Annotated in this window: 17 protein-coding genes and 1 tRNA gene; 7 read left to right on the plus strand and 11 right to left on the minus strand. The window is 62.6% G+C overall.

Annotated features, from left to right (window positions below; genetic code table 11):
* Positions 1 to 14 precede the first annotated feature (14 nt).
* The 9 genes from V6M52_RS06760 to V6M52_RS06800 all read right to left on the minus strand — a co-directional run bounded on the left by V6M52_RS06760 (position 15) and on the right by V6M52_RS06800 (position 9,233).
* Positions 15 to 1,166 (minus strand): Gfo/Idh/MocA family protein, encoded by a 1,152-nt coding sequence (locus V6M52_RS06760; RefSeq protein ID WP_332700496.1) that lies wholly within the window; start codon positions 1,164 to 1,166, stop codon positions 15 to 17.
* A 17-nt stretch (positions 1,167 to 1,183) separates the two neighbouring features.
* On the minus strand, positions 1,184 to 1,663 hold the full coding sequence (locus V6M52_RS06765; RefSeq protein WP_332700497.1) for a GyrI-like domain-containing protein: 480 nt from the start codon (positions 1,661 to 1,663) through the stop codon (positions 1,184 to 1,186).
* On the minus strand, positions 1,663 to 2,718 hold the full coding sequence (locus V6M52_RS06770; RefSeq protein WP_332700498.1) for a sugar phosphate isomerase/epimerase family protein: 1,056 nt from the start codon (positions 2,716 to 2,718) through the stop codon (positions 1,663 to 1,665). The genes V6M52_RS06765 and V6M52_RS06770 overlap by 1 nt, the downstream gene beginning before the upstream one ends.
* 139 nt (positions 2,719 to 2,857) lie before the next feature.
* Entirely contained in the window at positions 2,858 to 3,997 is a 1,140-nt protein-coding gene (locus V6M52_RS06775; protein ID WP_332686027.1) for a Gfo/Idh/MocA family protein, read from the minus strand.
* A 1-nt stretch (position 3,998) separates the two neighbouring features.
* Complete coding sequence (locus tag V6M52_RS06780; protein WP_332700499.1) at positions 3,999 to 4,748, minus strand: sugar phosphate isomerase/epimerase family protein; 750 nt, start codon at positions 4,746 to 4,748, stop codon at positions 3,999 to 4,001.
* Positions 4,749 to 4,938: 190 nt separating this feature from the next.
* Positions 4,939 to 6,021 (minus strand): ABC transporter ATP-binding protein, encoded by a 1,083-nt coding sequence (locus tag V6M52_RS06785; RefSeq protein WP_332686023.1) that lies wholly within the window; start codon positions 6,019 to 6,021, stop codon positions 4,939 to 4,941.
* A 5-nt stretch (positions 6,022 to 6,026) separates the two neighbouring features.
* Entirely contained in the window at positions 6,027 to 6,959 is a 933-nt protein-coding gene (locus V6M52_RS06790; RefSeq protein WP_442881825.1) for a carbohydrate ABC transporter permease, read from the minus strand.
* Positions 6,956 to 7,894: a carbohydrate ABC transporter permease gene (locus tag V6M52_RS06795; RefSeq protein WP_442881826.1), complete on the minus strand. Its 939-nt coding sequence runs from the start codon at positions 7,892 to 7,894 to the stop codon at positions 6,956 to 6,958. Before V6M52_RS06795 ends, V6M52_RS06790 begins: the two co-directional genes overlap by 4 nt.
* Before the next feature lie 97 nt (positions 7,895 to 7,991).
* The gene (locus tag V6M52_RS06800; RefSeq protein WP_332686021.1) at positions 7,992 to 9,233 is read right to left on the minus strand and encodes an ABC transporter substrate-binding protein; all 1,242 of its coding nucleotides are present in this window, start codon (positions 9,231 to 9,233) and stop codon (positions 7,992 to 7,994) included.
* Positions 9,234 to 9,462: 229 nt separating this feature from the next.
* Between V6M52_RS06800 and V6M52_RS06805 the strand changes: the two genes are divergently transcribed.
* Together V6M52_RS06805 and V6M52_RS06810 are read left to right on the plus strand one after the other, a co-directional pair.
* Positions 9,463 to 10,536: a LacI family DNA-binding transcriptional regulator gene (locus V6M52_RS06805; RefSeq protein WP_332700500.1), complete on the plus strand. Its 1,074-nt coding sequence runs from the start codon at positions 9,463 to 9,465 to the stop codon at positions 10,534 to 10,536.
* Between the two features lie 56 nt (positions 10,537 to 10,592).
* Positions 10,593 to 10,669, plus strand: a tRNA-Arg gene (locus tag V6M52_RS06810).
* Between the two features lie 75 nt (positions 10,670 to 10,744).
* Here the strand turns inward: V6M52_RS06810 and V6M52_RS06815 are convergent.
* Both V6M52_RS06815 and V6M52_RS06820 read right to left on the minus strand, forming a co-directional pair.
* Positions 10,745 to 11,491, minus strand: coding sequence for a hypothetical protein (locus V6M52_RS06815; RefSeq protein ID WP_332700501.1), 747 nt, complete (start codon positions 11,489 to 11,491; stop codon positions 10,745 to 10,747).
* 108 nt (positions 11,492 to 11,599) lie between these two features.
* Positions 11,600 to 12,175: a hypothetical protein gene (locus V6M52_RS06820; protein WP_332700502.1), complete on the minus strand. Its 576-nt coding sequence runs from the start codon at positions 12,173 to 12,175 to the stop codon at positions 11,600 to 11,602.
* A gap of 958 nt (positions 12,176 to 13,133) precedes the next feature.
* On the opposite strand from V6M52_RS06820, the gene V6M52_RS06825 reads away from it, so the two are divergent.
* The 5 genes from V6M52_RS06825 to V6M52_RS06845 all read left to right on the plus strand — a co-directional run bounded on the left by V6M52_RS06825 (position 13,134) and on the right by V6M52_RS06845 (position 17,452).
* Positions 13,134 to 14,015, plus strand: coding sequence for a S1C family serine protease (locus V6M52_RS06825; RefSeq protein ID WP_332687957.1), 882 nt, complete (start codon positions 13,134 to 13,136; stop codon positions 14,013 to 14,015).
* Positions 14,016 to 14,037: 22 nt separating this feature from the next.
* Positions 14,038 to 15,057 carry an AAA family ATPase gene (locus tag V6M52_RS06830; RefSeq protein WP_332687958.1) on the plus strand — a complete coding sequence of 340 codons (1,020 nt, stop codon included), beginning with the start codon at positions 14,038 to 14,040 and terminating at the stop codon, positions 15,055 to 15,057.
* Entirely contained in the window at positions 15,032 to 15,949 is a 918-nt protein-coding gene (locus tag V6M52_RS06835) for a DUF58 domain-containing protein (protein ID WP_332700503.1), read from the plus strand. Before V6M52_RS06830 ends, V6M52_RS06835 begins: the two co-directional genes overlap by 26 nt.
* Complete coding sequence (locus V6M52_RS06840) at positions 15,946 to 17,019, plus strand: VWA domain-containing protein (protein WP_332700504.1); 1,074 nt, start codon at positions 15,946 to 15,948, stop codon at positions 17,017 to 17,019. The genes V6M52_RS06835 and V6M52_RS06840 overlap by 4 nt, the downstream gene beginning before the upstream one ends.
* 148 nt (positions 17,020 to 17,167) lie before the next feature.
* The gene (locus V6M52_RS06845; RefSeq protein ID WP_332687961.1) at positions 17,168 to 17,452 is read left to right on the plus strand and encodes a hypothetical protein; all 285 of its coding nucleotides are present in this window, start codon (positions 17,168 to 17,170) and stop codon (positions 17,450 to 17,452) included.
* Positions 17,453 to 17,455: the final 3 nt, after the last annotated feature.

The following is a 17,455-nucleotide window of genomic DNA, read 5'->3' on the forward strand; positions in this document are numbered from 1 at the left end:
CGCCCCTGCCCCGCCTAGACGTCGCTGAGCTTGGTCCACTTGCCGTCGTTCTTGCTCGACTGCACCGAGGCCACGATGAATTGCATGCCTTCGACACCATCGGCCAGGGTCGGCAGCAAGCCTTCATAGGCGGCGCCGTCGCCACGGATGATGGCCGCGAACTGGCTGTAAAGCGTTGCAAAGGCTTCCAGATACCCTTCGGGGTGGCCGGAGGGGATGCGGACATTCATGGTGGAAGCGGCATTGCCGGAGATGGCGCCGCCGCGGGTCAGCAATTGCTTGGGTTTGCCGAATTCGGTGAACCACATGTAGTTCGGATTGTCCTGGCGCCATTCGAGACCGCCCTTGTCGCCATAGACGCGGAGCTGCAGGCCGTTTTCGCAGCCGACAGCCACCTGGCTGGCCCAGAGCATGCCCTTGGCGCCGCCTTCGAAGCGCAGCATGATGTGGACGTTGTCGTCGAGCTGGCGACCGTCGACAAAGGCGGTCAGGTCGGCTGAAACCGCTTGTGTTTTCAAGCCGGTAACGAAGCGGGCGAGGTTATAGGCGTGGGTGCCGATATCGCCGATGGCGCCGCCGGCGCCGGAGCGGGCGGGGTCGGTGCGCCAGGAGGCCTGCTTGTTGTCGTCGCTGGTGGCTTCGGTCAGCCAATCCTGCGGATATTCGGCCTGGACGACGCGGATTTTGCCCAGCGCACCGGAGGCGACGAGCTCACGGGCCTGCCGGATCAGCGGGTAGCCGGTGTAGTTGTGGGTCAGCAGAAAGCGGGCGCCATTGGCCGGTTTGATGGCAGCAAGCTTGCGCGCATCTTCCAGCGTGCTGGTGATTGGCTTGTCGCAGATGACGTGAATGCCGGCTTCGAGGAACGCCTTGGCGGGGCCATAATGCATGTGGTTGGGCGTGACGATCGACACCGCCTGGATGCCATCGGGCCGAGCGGCCTCGGCGCGGGCCATTTCCTCGTAGGAGGTATAGATACGGTCCTCGGCCAGCCCGATATTGCGGCCGGACTCCCTGGCGACCTCGGGACGTGACGACAGCGCGCCGGCCACCAGGTCATAGTCGCCGTCGATGCGGGAGGCGACGCGGTGGACGTAGCCGATAAAGGCCCCCGTGCCGCCGCCGACCATGCCCAGGCGAATGCGCTTTGCGCCGTTCTCAGCCATTTCTCTTCCCTCTTGTTCTAAAATGTCTCCGGGGCAGCGATGGGATCGATGCCGATATAGAGATCATGTGGTGTGATTGTGCCATCAGCCTGATAGCCGAAATCGAGTTTGAATATGCCCGCCGGAATGCCGAGTTCCTCGGCATCGTCGTAGATGCTCTGGAAGGTGGCCGCGATGCCCTGGAGCGGCCCGTTGTGACGACGATGCCGGTAATTGTTGGCGGGAATGTGCAGCAGCTTGAGCCCCGCGGGCGCGGTCTTGCAGCCGGAAACGAGCTGACCGACAAATTCAAAGTAGACGCCGTCTTCCATGGCGAGGCTGACCCCGACATAGGCGCCGACGCTGCGCGCCGCATCGGCGATGGCGGCCTCTTCGGCAAAGAGGCGATGCCATGCCTGGGGCACAACCCGCGACAAGTCCTGCCAGCCCCCCGAGACCGGGAGGCCGACAAGCGTCATTGCGTCCAGCGATACGGTTTCGATCGCTGAACCAGGCATCAGCTCAGGCCCAGCATCTTCCGATTGGCAGCCTTGTCGGTACCGGCGGAGGCGAAATCATCGAAGGCCTTCTCGGTGACGTTGATGATGTGATTCCTGATGAACTCGGCGCCTTCGCGCGCCCCGTCTTCGGGGTGCTTGATGGCGCATTCCCATTCGAGCACGGCCCAGCCGGCAAAATCGTATTGCGCCATCTTGGAGAAGATGGAGGCGAAATCGACCTGGCCGTCGCCAAGCGAGCGGAAGCGCCCTGCCCGGTTGATCCAGCTCTGGTAGCCGCCATAGACGCCCTGACGGCCGGTCGGGTTGAACTCGGCATCCTTGACGTGGAACATCTTGATCCGCTCGTGGTAGATGTCGATGTAGTCGAGATAGTCGAGCTGCTGCAGCACGAAGTGGCTGGGATCGTAGAGCAGATTGGCCCGCGGGTGGTTGTTCACGCGCTCGAGGAACATCTCGTAGGTCACACCGTCATGCAGGTCTTCGCCCGGGTGGATTTCGTAGCAGACGTCGACGCCGTTCTCATCGAAGGCATTGAGGATCGGCGTCCAGCGGCGGGCCAGTTCGTCGAAAGCCTCTTCGACGAGGCCCGCTGGGCGCTGCGGGAAAGGATAGAGGAACGGCCAGGCCAGCGCGCCCGAGAAGGTCGCGTGCTCGGTGAGGCCAAGATTCCTTGAGGCCTTGGCTGCCCAGTGGAGCTGCTGCACGGCCCATTCCTGGCGAGCTTTCGGATTGCCATGGACGGAGGCCGGGGCGAAACCGTCAAGCATGGTGTCGTAGACCGGGTGTGCGGCGACGAGCTGGCCCTGCAGGTGCGTCGAGAGCTCGGTGATGGCCAGGCCATGCTTGGCAGCGGTGCCAGCCAGTTCGTCGGCATAGGTCTTGGAGGTCGCCGCCTTTTCCAAGTCGATCAGGCTGCCCACCCAGGTCGGGATCTGCACGCCCTTGTAGCCATAATTGGCGGCCCAGCCACAAATGGCGTCGAAGGAATTGAACGGCGCCGCGTCACCAGCGAATTGCGCCAGAAAAATTGCGGGCCCCTTGATGGTGCGCATGAAGTTTCTCCTCTAACGGCGCTTGGCGCCTTGGTCTTTGCCGTTTTTTGTAAAACAGGCGGCGGGGTTGGCCGCCGCCTGTATTATTTATCTTACTGTTGACTGGCAGATGATGCCTGTCAATGAGGTACGCACCTCACTACTTCAGCAAGGCCCGGGCATCAGCCGCGTTCAGCGCCAGCGGCCGTTCGCAGGTGGTCGACAGGGTCAAGACCTGACCGCTTTCGCCGGCCTTGAGCAGGCTGGTCATGACGTCGACGGCATGCAGAGCCACATCGAGACCGCAGCGCGCTTTGTAACCGCCCTCAATCGAGGCCATCATGTCGGCGAGGCCGGCCGTGCGGTAATTGGCGCGAGGATTGGTGCCACCGGCATCCTGGTTGATGACGCCGAAGGGGTGGTCCCATGGGGTGACCGGAGTCTTGGTACCCTCGATATTGGTGGTGACGAGATCGCCGCCGAAGAAGTTCGGATCGGGGACGTATATGGAACCGTCGGTGCCGTAGAGCTCGATATTGTGGTGACCGTGGCTCGCCACGTCCCAGCTGGCGCCGATGGTGACGATGGCGCCAGAATGGAACTCCATCACCCCATGGATCGTGGTGGGCGTGCCCACCTTGATCCTGGTGCCCTTGTAGGGGCCTTCGGCCGTTACTTCACGCTCCGTGCGAGCCATGTTGGTGAAGGCCGACACGCGCTTGACCGGCCCGAGCAGATGAATGAGATCGGTGACGTAATACGGTCCGATATCGAGGATGGGGCCGGCGCCGACCTGGAAGAAGAAATCCGGATTGGGATGCCAGTGCTCCATGCCGCGGCTCATGACGTGGGTGGTGCCGCTCATGATCTTGCCGAGCTTGCCGCTGTCGATGATCTCGCGCGCCTGCTGGTGGGCACCACCGAGGAAGGTGTCGGGGGCGGAGCCGACCTTGAGGCTGCGGTCATCGGCGGCCTTCTTGAGCGCCATGCCCTCTTCGAGGGTCAGCACGAAGGGCTTTTCCGAATAGGCATGCTTGCCGGCCGAGACAATGTCCATCGACACCGAATAATGGGTGGCCGGGATCGTGAGGTTCACGATGACGTCGAGTTCGCTGTTCTTGAGCAGCTCGTTGGGAGTCTGGGCGGCCACGCCGAACTCGTCGGCGCGCTTCTTGGCGGCCTCCGGAATGATGTCGGCGACGGCACGGACCTCGAGCCCCTTGAACAGGGGCGCGAGCTTGAGATAGGCACTCGAGATATTGCCGGCACCCATGATGCCGACGCCAAAGGTCTTGGCCATTTTAGACTCCGTAGCCCTTGAGGGTTGCCATCGACGTGCGGGCGAAGCGGATAGCGTCGCTCGGCTTGTCATGCTCGAGCACGAAGTACTTTGCCTGGCTCTTGGCCTTCACTTCGGCGATGTACTGTTTCCAGTCCAGGGTGCCAGTGCCCACATCGGCCCAGCCATCTTCGTCGGCCTTCTCACCGGGGGGAGCGATATCCTTGACGTGGACGGCCGTGATGCGGCTGCCCAGCTTGTCCAGCCAGGCCAGCGGGTCCTCGTTCGCCTTGATCACCCAGGCGAGGTCCATCTCCCACTGCGTATCCGGCGAAGCCTCAAGGATCAGTTCCATCGGCGTCTTGCCGTTGGCGTCCTTGCTGAACTCCCAGTGGTGATTGTGATATCCGAAGCCCTTGCCCGCCTTCGTGAAGGCGGCCGCGATCTTGCCCAGGCCTTCGGCGAATTCCTGCCAGTTGCCGGAGCCCTTGCGGAAATCATCGGAGGGCGGTGCCGGGCAGTAGATCGTCTGGATACCGACGGTGTCGGCAATCTTGAGCGCTGCGTCGGTATCGGTGAGCTGGCCATAGCCCATATGGGCCGTTGGCATGGTCAGGCCGGCACTCTTCAGGCTCTGTGCCAGGGCGGCAGGATCGGCAAACTGACCGCCCCAGCCTTCGACCTGAGCGTAACCCAGCGACTTGAGGGTCCTGAGAGTCTCGTCAAGCGAGGCCTCGTTGCGTGCGCTGTAGAGTTGATATGAGAAGTCCATTTTCGGCCTCTTGTAACGTTAGAAAGGGCTCTTCTGCCTGCGATTGGCGGGATACGAGCTAGAGATGTTCGATTGTGCTGTCGCGCATGCCGGACAGGCGCACCGTGTGAAAAGTAACATCGGCCGGCAAAAGTCTGGAGGACGGGGGGCGGGGCGCCCGAAGGCGCCACCGCGATACTGCCAGACGGACCTAGAGGCGGTTTGTGCTCTCGGCACTGAAGATCGAACCCCGACCGGGATCGAAACCGAGACGAACCTTTTGGCCGGGTTCGATCACAACGTCGCTGTCGCACCGGAACGTGACAGAATGACCGGCGATCTTGGTCCAGGCCAGCGTGTCCGAACCCATGGGCTCGACGATCTCGATTTCAGCGTCGGTCGTGAACGGCATGCCTGCCGCCTCATCGCCCAGCAGGATGTGTTCCGGCCGGACACCCAGCACCGCCTTGGTCGAAGCCGTCGCCGGAGTCGTGAACTCATAAGTCCCCACCGGGACCACCGTGCCATCTTCGGCGGTGAAGGTGGAGCCGTTGAGCGTGCCCTCGAACATGTTCATCTGGGGCGACCCGATGAAGCCGGCGACATAGAGATTGACCGGCCGGTTGTAGAGTGTGTGCGGATCGCTCAGCTGCTGAATCACGCCATTCTTCATGACGGCGATGCGGTCGGCCAGCGTCAAGGCTTCGATCTGGTCATGGGTGACATAGATCATGGTGTTCTTGAGGCGCTGGTGCAGCCGCTTGATTTCGACGCGCAGGTCCGAGCGGAGCTTGGCATCGAGGTTGGACAACGGCTCGTCGAACAGGAACACGTCCACGTCGCGAACGAGAGCGCGGCCGATCGCCACGCGCTGGCGCTGGCCACCGGACAGGTTGGCCGGCTTGCGATCCAGCAGCGGCTGGATCTGCAGGATTTCGGCGGCACGAGCGACGCGACGCTCGATCTCGTCCCTGGGCATGCCGGCGACGCGCAGGCCGAAGCTGAGGTTCCGCTCGACCGTCATCTGCGGATAGAGCGCATAGGACTGGAACACCATGCCGATGCCGCGGTCCTTGGGCTCGAGCCAAGTGACGTTCTTGCCGCCGATGAAGATCTGGCCGTCCGAGACGTCCAGCAGGCCGGCGACGCAGTTCAGCAGGGTCGACTTGCCGCAACCCGAGGGCCCGAGCAGGACGATAAACTCGCCCTGCGCGATTTCGAGGTTGAGGTGCTCGATGACCTTCACGCTGCCGAAGTTCAACGAAAGATCGCGGATGGAAACGCTATTTTGCATTCGAGTTATCCCTTCACCGCACCGGCAGCAACACCGCGGACGAACCACTTGCCGGACACGAAATAAACCGCCAGCGGCACGAGGCCGGTCAGAACGGTGGCGGCCATGTTCACGTTGTATTCGGGCGTGCCCTGGGCCGAGTTGACTATGTTGTTGAGCTGGACGGTCATCGGGTAGTTCTGCGTGCCGGCGAAGACGACGCCGAACAGGAAGTCGTTCCAGATGCCTGTGACCTGCAGAATGAGCGCCACCACAAAGATCGGCAGCGACATGGGCAGCATGATCTCGAAGAAGATGCGCCAGAAGCCTGCACCATCGACGCGCGCTGCCTTGAACAGTTCCTGTGGCAGCGAAGCGAAGTAGTTGCGGAACAGCAGGGTCAGGATCGGCATGCCGAAGACGGTATGGACGATGATGACGGCCTGCAGCGTGCCGAAGATCTTCATTTCACGGGCGATCATCACCATGGGGTAGAGAAACACCTGGTAGGGAATGAACGAGCCGAAGATCAGGATCGCGAAGAAGATTTCGGAGCCCTTGAAGCGCCAGTTGATCAGCGCATAGCCATTCACTGCCGCAATGAAGATCGAAACGATCGTGCTCGGAATGGTGATTTTCACCGAGTTCCAGAAGCCCGGCGAGAGACCCTCACAGGTCAGGCCCGTGCAGGCGCTGGTCCAGGCACGTATCCAGGCATCAAAATTCGGAGCGGTCGGCAGGGCGAAGATATTGCCGAAGCGGATTTCCGGCATGGACTTCAGCGATGTCGAGAACATCACGTAGAGCGGGAACAGGTAATAGAGCGAGAACATCACCAGGATGGAATAGATGATGATCTTGCGCGGGGTGAAGAAGGGCTTTGGCCGGGGGCCGCGCGCTTCAACGACAGTGCCGGTGGCGGCGGGTACCGCGCCAGTCATGATTGAGGTCTGGCTCATGTGCGACGCCCCTTTCCGCCGAATTCAAGATAGGCCCACGGGATCATGATGATGAGAACGGTCACCAGCATCATGGTGGCAGCGGCCAGGCCCTGGCCGATATTTCCACCCGAGAACATGTAGTTAAAAACGTATTTGGCCGGCACTTCCGAGGAGATGCCCGGTCCGCCATTGGTCAGCGCCACCACGAGATCATAGAGGCGGACGATGCCCGAGCCGATGATGACGACGGCGGTGACGAGCACGCCACGCATCATGGGAATGACGATGGACACATAGGTGCGCCAGGTGGGAATGCCGTCGATGCGCGCGGCTTTCCAGATTTCCTCGTCGACGCCGCGAAGCCCGGCGAGCATCAGCACCATGCAAAAGCCCGTGCCATGCCAGAGGCCGGCGATGAGCAGTGCAAAAAGCACCATGCGTGGATTGGCGATCCAATCGAAGGAGAAACCCTCCCAGCCCAGATTGCGAATTGTGGTCTGCAGGCCGAGGGTGGGGTTCATGATCCACTGCCAGACCAGGCCCGTCACGATGAAGGACAGGGCGAATGGGTAGAGCATGATGGTGCGGAAGGCGCTTTCGAAGCGGATCTTCTGGTCGACCAGCACCGCGAGGATGAAGCCGACGACCAGCGTGAAGACCAGCGACATCGCCCCGTAGGCGATGAGGTTGGTGACCGACACGTTCCAGCGGGACGTCGCAAACAGGCGCTCGTATTGCTCGATGCCGATGAACTTGCCGGTCGGCAAGAGCTTCGAATTGGTGAACGAATAATAGATCGTCCACATCGTGCAGCCGACGAAGACGACCAGCACGGTGACCATCATGGGCAACGCGGCGATCTTGGCGGGCAGATTGTGAAGAAAAGTTCTTTTCAGCAGGCCCGGCCGGTTGACCGTAGCGCCCGCCTCCAAGGGAAGGGCAGTGTCCGCCATCGATGTATCTCCAAATAGTAGGGTGGCCGACCTTGGGTCCAAGGCCGGCCACCGCTTTCATTCCCGGGAGCGTGCTCCCGATGGAATAGCCAGAGGCTTACTCAGCCGACTCGATGATCGAGGCATAGCGCTCGATGTAGTCGTCGACAGTGATGCTGTCGTCATCGAGGAACTCGATGTTGAGATCCTGCATCTGCTGCTGGGTATCGCTGGAGAGCGCGAAGTCACCCGATGGCAGCAGCCCGTTCTTCAGCAGGCCCAGGGCCTTCTGCATGCAGGGGTTGGCAGCAGCCAGATCGATATCGGTACGGATCGGCATGGAGCCCTTGACCATGTTGAACTTCAACTGGGCTTCAGGCGAGATCAGGATACGAGCAAGCTGGGTCTGAGCTTCAAGCACAGCAGGATCGGTACCTTCAGGCAGAACCGGGAAGTAGAACGAGTCGCCGCCGCCGGTCAGCTGGTCACCCAGGCCGAGAGCGGGCAGACATTCGTAGTTTTCACCGGGGACGCCGCCGGCCACCTGCAGGTCACCCTGCAGCCAGTCGCCGTGGATGTTGCCGGCCGCAGTGCCTTCCAGCAGCTGGGTACCAACGTCACCGAAGGACGGCACCATCATGTCCGGGGAGATAACCTGGCGCAGTGAGTCCATAGCTTCCGCAACCTTGCGGAATTCGGGCCCACGAACGGCTTCGACGTCCTTGTCGCGGTTGATGGCGAGAACCAGGTCGCTGCCGCCCAGGCCGGACATCAGCACGCCGGGAACGCCGGAGATCGGCCAACCGGTCGCAAGACCGAAGGGCAGGATGTCGGCTTCCTGGAGAGCCGGCCAAGAGGCGACATATTCGTCCCAGTTGGTCGGAACCGGCTGACCGATCTTCTCGTAGGCGGCGGTGGAGAGCCAGAGCCAGTCCCAGGAGTGGATGTTGATCGGCAGGCAGTAGAGGCCGCCTTCGAACTTGCATGGCTCAAGCAGGCTCGGATCGACGTAGAAGCCTTCGATATTGAGGTCGGCAACGACATCGGTCAGGTCGCGCATCAGGCCAGCCTGGATGAGCTCCTCGGCGTCACGGCCGGTGTTCATCTGGGTTGCGCCCATCGGGTCACCGCCGATAATGCGGCTGATGATAACCGGGTTTGCGCCAGTGCCCGAACCGGCAAGCGCGCTATCGACCCAGGTATTGCCAGTCTGCTCTTCGAAGACCTTGGCGAATTCGGCGATAGCGGCGGCTTCACCAGCCGACGTCCACCAGTGCGTGACTTCGAGTTCGGCAGCCATGGCCGCAGTCGAACCGAGCAGAGCAGTTGCCATGGCGGCAACTACCGTAAACTTCTTCATAGGTTGTCCTCCCAACGATCACTTGGAGCGAAACGCTCCCGCGAAGCATGCCAGCCGCAAGGCTACCTTCTTGTGAGGCATCCCGAGCTGGCTGCGTGTAATCGATTGCATTTTTCGGGTCCCGAAATCTCTGCAATCGATTGCATGAGTTTCATACACGTGTTGCGCACCTGTCAAGATCGATTTAGACAGATCGGGTTTCTGACAGCGAGAGGGGGCGCTGGCAGGCATGAGTTTGATGAAAAAGACGCCGACAATTCAAGACGTTGCGCGTTTCGCACGCGTCTCTACCGCCACCGTCAGCCGCGCCCTTTCAAGCCCTGAAAGGGTCAGCGAGAGCACCCGTGCGCGCGTTTCCGAGGCCGTGCTCGTCACCGGCTATACGCCCAACCAATCGGCACGCTCACTGCGGCAGCGAACGGCGCGAACCATCCTGGTCGCCCTGCCCGATATCGGCAATCCGTTCTTTTCGACCATTCTCGATTCCATCGAGCGCGAGGCCGCAATGCGGGGCTATGGCGTGCTGGTGGCCAACCGGTTCTCGGGCGCGGATTCGGGGCGACGCATGCGCGATTATTTCATGTCCAACCGGGTCGACGGCCTGTTGCTGTTCGACGGCTCCACGGACCTGGCGCAGTTGATGATGCTGACCGGCGAACCTGCCCCCTTCCCGCTCATCGTGGCCTGCGAGGAAATTCCGACGGCCCCGTTCCACACGGTCAAGACCGACAATAGCTACGCCGCCGAATGCGCGACGCGGCATCTCATCGAGCTGGGACACCGGCGAATTGGTCATATTCGCGGGCCGGTGGGCAATGTGCTGACGGCCGAGCGCGAAGCCGGCTTTGCCAAGGCCATGGCGGCTGCCGGCCTCGAAATCAGGGAGGACTGGATGTTCGCCGGTGCGTTCGACATGGATTCCGGGCACGCGGCCGGCCAGTGCTTCGTGCGGCTCGACGACCGTCCCACGGCCGTGTTTGCCGCCAATGACGAAAGCGCGATCGGCTTCCTGTCGGCCGTGCACGAGCATGGTCTCGACTGTCCGCGCGACGTCTCGATCGTCGGCTTCGACGACCTGGCCGTCGCCTCCCATGTCTGGCCACCGCTGACCACCATGCGACAACCCCGCGAAGCCCTGGGGCGCATCGCCGCCGGCGCGCTGATCGACGTGATCGAAGGCCAGAGGCGCAGCCGCGTGCCGATGCACATGGTGCTCAGCTCCGAACTGATCGTGCGCGGCAGCACCGCCTGCCCCCCTGCCCTGGGCCTCGCGCCGGTATCGCCGGTGGTCGCGGCGCAATAGCCACGACAAGGGCATTCCCTTTGCGCAGAAATGCGTTAAATGGGGCCATCTGCGCTGGTCCCGTAGCTCAGCTGGATAGAGCAGCAGCCTTCTAAGCTGTTGGTCGCAGGTTCGAGTCCTGCCGGGATCGCCAGTACAATCAATCAATAGGTTAATCGACGCATCTCTCTTAAAAAGCATTTCTGGCACCAGACGGGCCTCACTGCCATTATTGCCCAAGGCGTTCACGAGGCACCTTGAGAAGATGATCGTTGAGCGTCATAAACGCCGCCTCGATAGCCATACAGGCATCCGCGAGCCTTCCGTAGGCTGCGTCCTCGATCAGGTCCACAGCAATGATCCAGCGGCATAAATGCTCTGCCGACAGCACCGAAAAGCGGGTGAGGTCATAGGTGAGGCCGATCAGGCGCGTCTCGTCTAGGAAGGGTCCAATGTGCACCTCTCCCCCCGGAGCGATCAGGCCAACTGCTTCCGGATTAGGATGCGTTCCATAGCGGGAGTAGAAAGTATATGGCTTCTGTCGGGCATTCTCGCCAATACCGTCAATCTTGTTGAGCAGATCACGGACCTGACGGGGCCTGTATTCCTTCAGGCCAGCCTCCTGGCCAAGGGCGATCCATTTGGGCAGGTGCTCAGGCGCTCGGCTGAAGAGGTCGAGCAAAAAGGAGCACTCAACGATGTCCCTGATCATGATGCCGGCAGGTTGAAAGAAACCCTGCAGGATCAATTCGTCGGCCGATCCGAGGCTATTGAGCACCCGGATGCCAAGCACTTGCTGCGAGACAAGCTCGCTTTGCGCTTGACCATTGTTGCCGCGCGCAACAATGGTCACCCCAGCTGCGGCAACGAACAGGTTCACTGCCACGGTGCAGAGGCGCATACATTCCAATTGCCAAGGATCGCGACCTCTTAGCGCCAACATCTCCTGCTGGATCGCAGCGGCATTCACAAGCACGCCGGCATTCTCCTTTTGCGTTCCGATAGCAGGCCTTCGGGAGTATCAGGGGGCCGTTCTTAGATGTCCCTCTCCAGCGTGCTTGTTGTGGGTGTAACGTGCCCGCGGCTAGACTACGAAGCCCTGAAGGAAGCCCGGGCTGAATTGTAGATGGTCATCATCATAGCGCGGGCCATTGGGGTCGACCACCGCCAGCACCCCGAACGACTGTCGAAAGGCGGCGAAGCAGCAAAAAAGATCGGGTGCATCGCTCGGTGCCGCGCTCCAGAAGCGGAACTGCTCTGAGACGTGCCAACGTCCTTGAGCCAGTGTTTGCGCCTGCCCCATGGACCGCAGCAACTCTTCGATCGACTCGTCGCTGTCAAGATGAGCGTTCGGGTGCCAAGAAGAGTGGATGGAGGCACCGGCCGGGGCTGGGCGGCCAAAGTGATGGCGATACAGAGCGAGTCCGACTCTTGCCCCGAAGGCGACAAGTGCCCGGGGGAGTCTGCCGCCGGCAGGAATGGCCACGGCATGCGCAGTCTGCCCCTGGTAGAGCACAGGCCTATCGTCGAACTGCAGCAGGCCAGCGAGGTCAGGGTATCGCCTCACAAAGTTTCGCACATGGCGCTGGCCCTCAATGCGCCCGGCTTCCGTGGTCGGATTTGGGAAGTTCCGGCTCAACATCGCCACGATCGCGTCCATCGATCGGGTGCCTTGGTGGCAGGCTCCGCAAGCCCCGAACTCCAAACCGGGCGGCCGATGTGCGTCGTTGAAAATCGCCGTGGGAGGGCAGTGGTCGCGGGAAGTCGACGGGCTGGCCCCTGCGCAATAGGTGCAGGTGGGCTGTTCGCTCAAGATTGCAGCTGTTCGACTTTTCCGCTCCCCCATGCGTTACGCGTGCCCTTCTTCGAACGTGCTGACTACTCTTGCAAATTCCATAGGATCAACATCCCAGCTCTCTCCAAGATGGAGTTGCCCCGAGCTATCCATAGCGTACCCAGTGACCTTGGTCTCGTCCCTGCGCCCGCTTTGCATGGTCGGCCATTGCGACGTGCTGGAAAAGGGCGATGCCCAAGACCGTCATCGCTGGGTTCAAACGGCCCTTGAGAGCAGCCGCGCGAAGAGTCTCTACGTTTGGCGCTCGGGTGAGCCGGGTTCCCAGCAAGACAGCTTGCCTAGATGACGCTGGACTTCCAAAGGCGATCGGCATGAGGGTCGATCTAGCCGGAAACCCCAAGCTGACTGCAAGTCAGACGCAGTTACGCTGTTGCTCCAAAAGACCTTTTACGCTGCATCACGGTTGGGTGTAGCACTCCCATGTCGTACACCAGTGTGCGAAAATCGCATAGACGGCGGCGCTGTTGGTTGGTCCGTGGCTCTCGCCAACCGGTCCAGACGACTGCGCTGCGGGATACGGACCGAAGTGGGATACGTGCAGGAGGGGACAGGGCGAGCCAGGGTTCGAAGGAAGCCCTGCTGATGTTGCGACAAGACCTGCGTGGTTACGTCCGGTCGAGCAAGGAGGGTGCCCAGGGTGAAGCGGCGTCCAGTGTACAGCGGTTCGTCCAGGGCGCGGCCAGCGGGAGCTGCGCAACCGGCGCCGGCTGGCCCGTCGACCGTCGTTCAAGCGGCGCCAGCAGTAGCACCCGATGAACCCTCCATGCTTGAGCGCTGGCAGGCGCTCTACCGCAACCATCAGAGCAAGCTGCTCGTCGCCGCATCGGTGGCGACCACCCTGGCGCTGGTCGGATTCTATCAGGTTCTGAGCCCGCCGCCCCAGAACCTGACGCAGTCCGACATCAACGACGCCGTCAATTTCGCCCTCGAAGAAGGCGGGCGGCGGCCTTCGGTCGCGTCTCTCGCCTATGCCGCGGTGATCCCTTCGGTCGTGCGGGTCAGTGGCTATGACCCCGGGACGGAGACACCCGAAACGGCCCCCGACGATGGGCAGCCGCCAGCCGTCGAACTGCCTGATTCGGGCGAGCTCGAGGAAGATTTCCACGAGCAGTTCACCGCGGTCGGTACCGGCGTGGTCATCGACGACAGTGGCACCATCCTCACCAACCTGCATGTGGTGCGGGCCGCGCAAAAGCTGCGCGTCCAGTTTTTCGACGGCACCGAGGCCGATGCCATGATCGTCGGTGCCAGGCCCGATCTCGATCTGGCAGTCATCCGGCCCAGCATACTGCCTGACAACCTGATCCCGGCGACGCTTGGCGCTAGCGGTAGCTTGCGGCCTGGCGACGAGGTGGTGGCCATCGGCTTTCCCTTCGGCATCGGCCCTTCCGCTTCGGCCGGCGTGGTTTCCGGCCTGCTCCGGGTGCTGCAGCGTGAAGGCGAAGTCACCATGCGCAATCTCATCCAGTTCGATGCCGCGGCCAATCCCGGCAATTCGGGCGGCCCATTGGTCAATGCCGACGGCGAGGTCGTGGGCATCGTGACCGCAATTCTCAATCCCTCCGGCCTCCGGACCTTCGCCGGCATAGCCTTTGCCGTGACGATGGAAGAAGCCGGAGGCGCCGTCGAAGAGTCCCCCCTCTAGCCCCAGCAAACGGAACAGGATCATGGCCGACCCATCAGACACTTCCGCTCCCGCCGTCGCCTCGCTCATGGAGCAGGTGCTCTATGAGGTGAAGAAGGTGGTGGTCGGCCAGGACCACTTCCTCGAACGCGTGCTGATCGCGCTGCTGGCCAAGGGGCACCTGCTGGTCGAAGGCGTCCCTGGCCTGGCCAAGACGCTGACGGTCAATACGCTGGCCCATGCCATCCAGGGGTCGTTCAAGCGCATCCAGTTCACCCCCGATCTGGTGCCGTCCGACCTCGTCGGCACGCGTATCTACAACCAGAAGACGGGCGAGTTCAGCACGGCGCTGGGGCCGGTGTTCTGCAACCTGCTGCTGGCCGACGAGATCAACCGCGCCCCCGCCAAGGTGCAGAGCGCATTGCTCGAAGTAATGCAGGAGCGGCAGGTCACCATTGCCGGGGAAAGCCATCGCGTGCCCGACCCGTTCGTGGTGATGGCGACGCAGAACCCGATCGAAACCGAGGGCACCTACCCGCTCCCAGAGGCGCAGGTCGATCGCTTCATGATGAAGGTGCTGGTGGGCTACCCCTCCGAGGAGGAAGAGTTTGTCATCGTCTCGCGCGTCACCGGCGTCATGCAGGCCGTGGCGCGCGTCGCCACCACCGAGCAGCTTGTCGCGCTGCAGGCGCGGTCGCGCCAGCTCTATGTCGACCCCGCGCTGATCCAGTTTGCGGTGCGCCTGGTCGCGGCGACGCGCAATCCCGATCTGGTCGGCCTCGCGGAGCTGCCGCGGCTGATCACCTATGGCGCCAGCCCACGCGCCAGCATCAACATGATCGAGGCCGGCCGCGCCCTGGCCTTCCTGCGCGGACGCGACTACGTGCTGCCGCAGGACGTGATCGATGTGGCGCCCGACGTCATGCGCCACCGCATCTCGCTCTCCTATGAGGCCCTCTCGGAATCGGTCGGGCCCGACCACATCATCAGCCAGATCCTCCGCGCCGTCCCGGCGCCGGAACAACCCCTGCAAGCCCATGTCCGCGTCGCCTCGACAAGCTGAAGCGCTGCTCCGGCGGCTGGAATGGACGGTGGTCCGCCGGCTCGACGGCCTCCTGCAGGGAGATTACCGCACGCTGTTCCGCGGCACCGGGCTCGATTTCGCCGATCTGCGCGAATACCAGGTGTATGACGATGTGCGCCATATCGACTGGAACGTCACCGCGCGCACCCAGGTGCCGCATGTGCGCATCTACAATGAGGACCGTGACGTCACCGCCTGGTTCCTGCTCGATCTGAGCCCATCGGTGGATTTCGGCTCAGGCGACAGGGATAAGCGGCAGGTGCTGACCGAGTTCGTCGGCGTGCTGTCCCGGCTGTTCATCCACCACGGCAACAAGGTCGGCGCCATCCTCTTCGATGGGGTCGACGAGCACCTCATTCCGGCGCGCGGCGGGCGGCGCCATGTGATGCATCTGATGGACAAGATCCTCGCCCATCCGCGACGCCTGCGGGCGCCCTCGACGGACCTCGGTCCATTCTTCCGTCACGCCGGCGCGGCGCTCAGGCGGCGCTCGGTGGTCTTTGCCGTCTCCGACTTCGTGTCGCAGCCGGGTTGGGAGGCGCCGTTGTCGATGCTGAGCCGGCGCCATGAGACAGTCGCGGTGCGCCTGGTCGATCCGCTCGAAGTGGCGCTGCCCGATATTGGCCTGCTGGCTTTCGAAGATGCCGAGACGGGTGAGCAGGTGTTCGTCGACACCACAGACGCGGGCTTCCGGCAGCGCTTCGCGTCGCTCGCCGGGCAATGGGAAGAGCAGATCGTGGGCGGCTTCGCGCGAGCCGGGGTCGACGCGCTGGAACTGTCGACCGCCGACGACCTGCTTGACGCCATAATGCGGTTTTCCGGCATGCGCAAGGCAGGCGCGGGCGGCACCTTTTCGGGAGTTCCAGCATGACCTTTCTATGGCTCGATATGCTCTGGCTGTTGCTGATCCTGCCTTTGCTGGTGCTGGCCTATGTCTGGATCCAGCGGCGGCGCAAACGCCTGTCGCTACGCTATGCCAACCTGCCGCTGATCAGGCAGGCGCTCGGCAAGGGCATAGGCTGGCGGCGGCACCTGCCGCCCGCCCTGCTGCTGCTGGCCATCGGCGTGCTCATCGCCGCCGTCGCCCGGCCGGCAGCGGTCATCACGCTGGCCAGTTCGCGGGCCACCGTCATCCTGGCCATGGACGTCTCCGGCTCGATGCGGGCCAGCGATATGGATCCCTCGCGCATGGTGGCGGCGCAGGAGGCGGCCAAGACCTTCATCGCCCAGCAGCCCGCCGACGTGGAAATCGGCATTGTGGCCTTCGCTTCGGCGGCCATGCTGATGCAGGCGCCAACCCTGGACCGCGAACTGCTGACCACGGCCATCAACAGCTTCGACCTGCGGCGCGGCACTGCCGTCGGCGCCGGTGTACTCACCGCGCTCGCCACAATCTTTCCCGATGAGACCTTCGACTTTGGCGCCGACCGAGATCCCCGCGACCAATTGGGGGCGCGGAGTCATGGTCGTCAGCTGGGCGCGGGGAGCCGCTCCCTGGATGATCCCGAGCCAGAGGTCGCCGAGCACGTGCCGGTCGAGCCCGGCTCCTACCAGAGCGCCGTGGTCATCCTGCTGACCGACGGCGCGACGACCACCGGTCCTGATCCGATCGCCGCAGGCCGCCTTGCTGCCGACTATGGCGTGCGGGTCTATACCGTGGGCTTCGGTTCGACCGCCGGCGATGTCGTCGATTTCGGGGGGCGCTCGATGCGTGCCATGCTTGACGCCACCACGCTGCAGGCGATCGCGGACGCAACCGATGCCGAGTATTTCGAAGCGCAGTCTTCCGAGGCATTGGCTGACGTTTATGCTTCGCTTTCGACGCGCATCGTCGCCGAAAAGAAGCTCACCGAAATTGCGTTTATTTTTGCCGGCCTGGGCGCATTGATCGCGATGGTCTCAGCGGCCCTCTCTCTGTTCTGGCTCGGTCGCATCGCATGATGACGCCACATATCCGACTTGGGCCGCCACGTATGGACCACGGTCTTTGCATCAGACAGGCAGTTCGACTACCAGAGCCCCTGCTCCGCCAGATGTGACTTGCCTGGGGGCGGCCATTGCCCCAGCCTCTGACGAAGGAGGTTGCGACATGCTCAAGGCATTTGTGCTGGCCGCCATCCTAGCCCTCGTCTCCGGCACAGCTGCAATAGCTGCCTGCCCCAGCCAGGTTCCAGGGTCGACCATCGAGGCCATCCAGGCGAATGAACAGCGCATTCTGTGCTTGTTGCAGGAGGTGGAGGCCGCGACGCGACAACGCAAATACGAAGCCGATCTGAGGGCGCTGCAAAACTCCATCCAGAACATCCAGTTGCAGCAGCGCTTCGACGCCCTGCCGACCTTTACGGTGCCTGCGCCATTTGCGCCTCTGCTCTGACGG

Source organism: Devosia sp. (assembly GCF_036676215.1).
Lineage (GTDB): Bacteria > Pseudomonadota > Alphaproteobacteria > Rhizobiales > Devosiaceae > Devosia.

Coding starts and splice junctions, on each gene's coding strand:
- V6M52_RS06760 (WP_332700496.1), bottom strand. CDS start 1,166: ATGGCTGAGAACGGCGCAAAGCGCATTCGCCTGGGCATGGTCGGCGGC.
- V6M52_RS06765 (WP_332700497.1), bottom strand. CDS start 1,663: ATGCCTGGTTCAGCGATCGAAACCGTATCGCTGGACGCAATGACGCTT.
- V6M52_RS06770 (WP_332700498.1), bottom strand. CDS start 2,718: ATGCGCACCATCAAGGGGCCCGCAATTTTTCTGGCGCAATTCGCTGGT.
- V6M52_RS06775 (WP_332686027.1), bottom strand. CDS start 3,997: ATGGCCAAGACCTTTGGCGTCGGCATCATGGGTGCCGGCAATATCTCG.
- V6M52_RS06780 (WP_332700499.1), bottom strand. CDS start 4,748: ATGGACTTCTCATATCAACTCTACAGCGCACGCAACGAGGCCTCGCTT.
- V6M52_RS06785 (WP_332686023.1), bottom strand. CDS start 6,021: ATGCAAAATAGCGTTTCCATCCGCGATCTTTCGTTGAACTTCGGCAGC.
- V6M52_RS06790 (WP_442881825.1), bottom strand. CDS start 6,959: ATGAGCCAGACCTCAATCATGACTGGCGCGGTACCCGCCGCCACCGGC.
- V6M52_RS06795 (WP_442881826.1), bottom strand. CDS start 7,894: ATGGCGGACACTGCCCTTCCCTTGGAGGCGGGCGCTACGGTCAACCGG.
- V6M52_RS06800 (WP_332686021.1), bottom strand. CDS start 9,233: ATGAAGAAGTTTACGGTAGTTGCCGCCATGGCAACTGCTCTGCTCGGT.
- V6M52_RS06805 (WP_332700500.1), top strand. CDS start 9,463: ATGAGTTTGATGAAAAAGACGCCGACAATTCAAGACGTTGCGCGTTTC.
- V6M52_RS06820 (WP_332700502.1), bottom strand. CDS start 12,175: ATGGACGCGATCGTGGCGATGTTGAGCCGGAACTTCCCAAATCCGACC.
- V6M52_RS06825 (WP_332687957.1), top strand. CDS start 13,134: ATGCTTGAGCGCTGGCAGGCGCTCTACCGCAACCATCAGAGCAAGCTG.
- V6M52_RS06830 (WP_332687958.1), top strand. CDS start 14,038: ATGGCCGACCCATCAGACACTTCCGCTCCCGCCGTCGCCTCGCTCATG.
- V6M52_RS06835 (WP_332700503.1), top strand. CDS start 15,032: ATGTCCGCGTCGCCTCGACAAGCTGAAGCGCTGCTCCGGCGGCTGGAA.
- V6M52_RS06840 (WP_332700504.1), top strand. CDS start 15,946: ATGACCTTTCTATGGCTCGATATGCTCTGGCTGTTGCTGATCCTGCCT.
- V6M52_RS06845 (WP_332687961.1), top strand. CDS start 17,168: ATGCTCAAGGCATTTGTGCTGGCCGCCATCCTAGCCCTCGTCTCCGGC.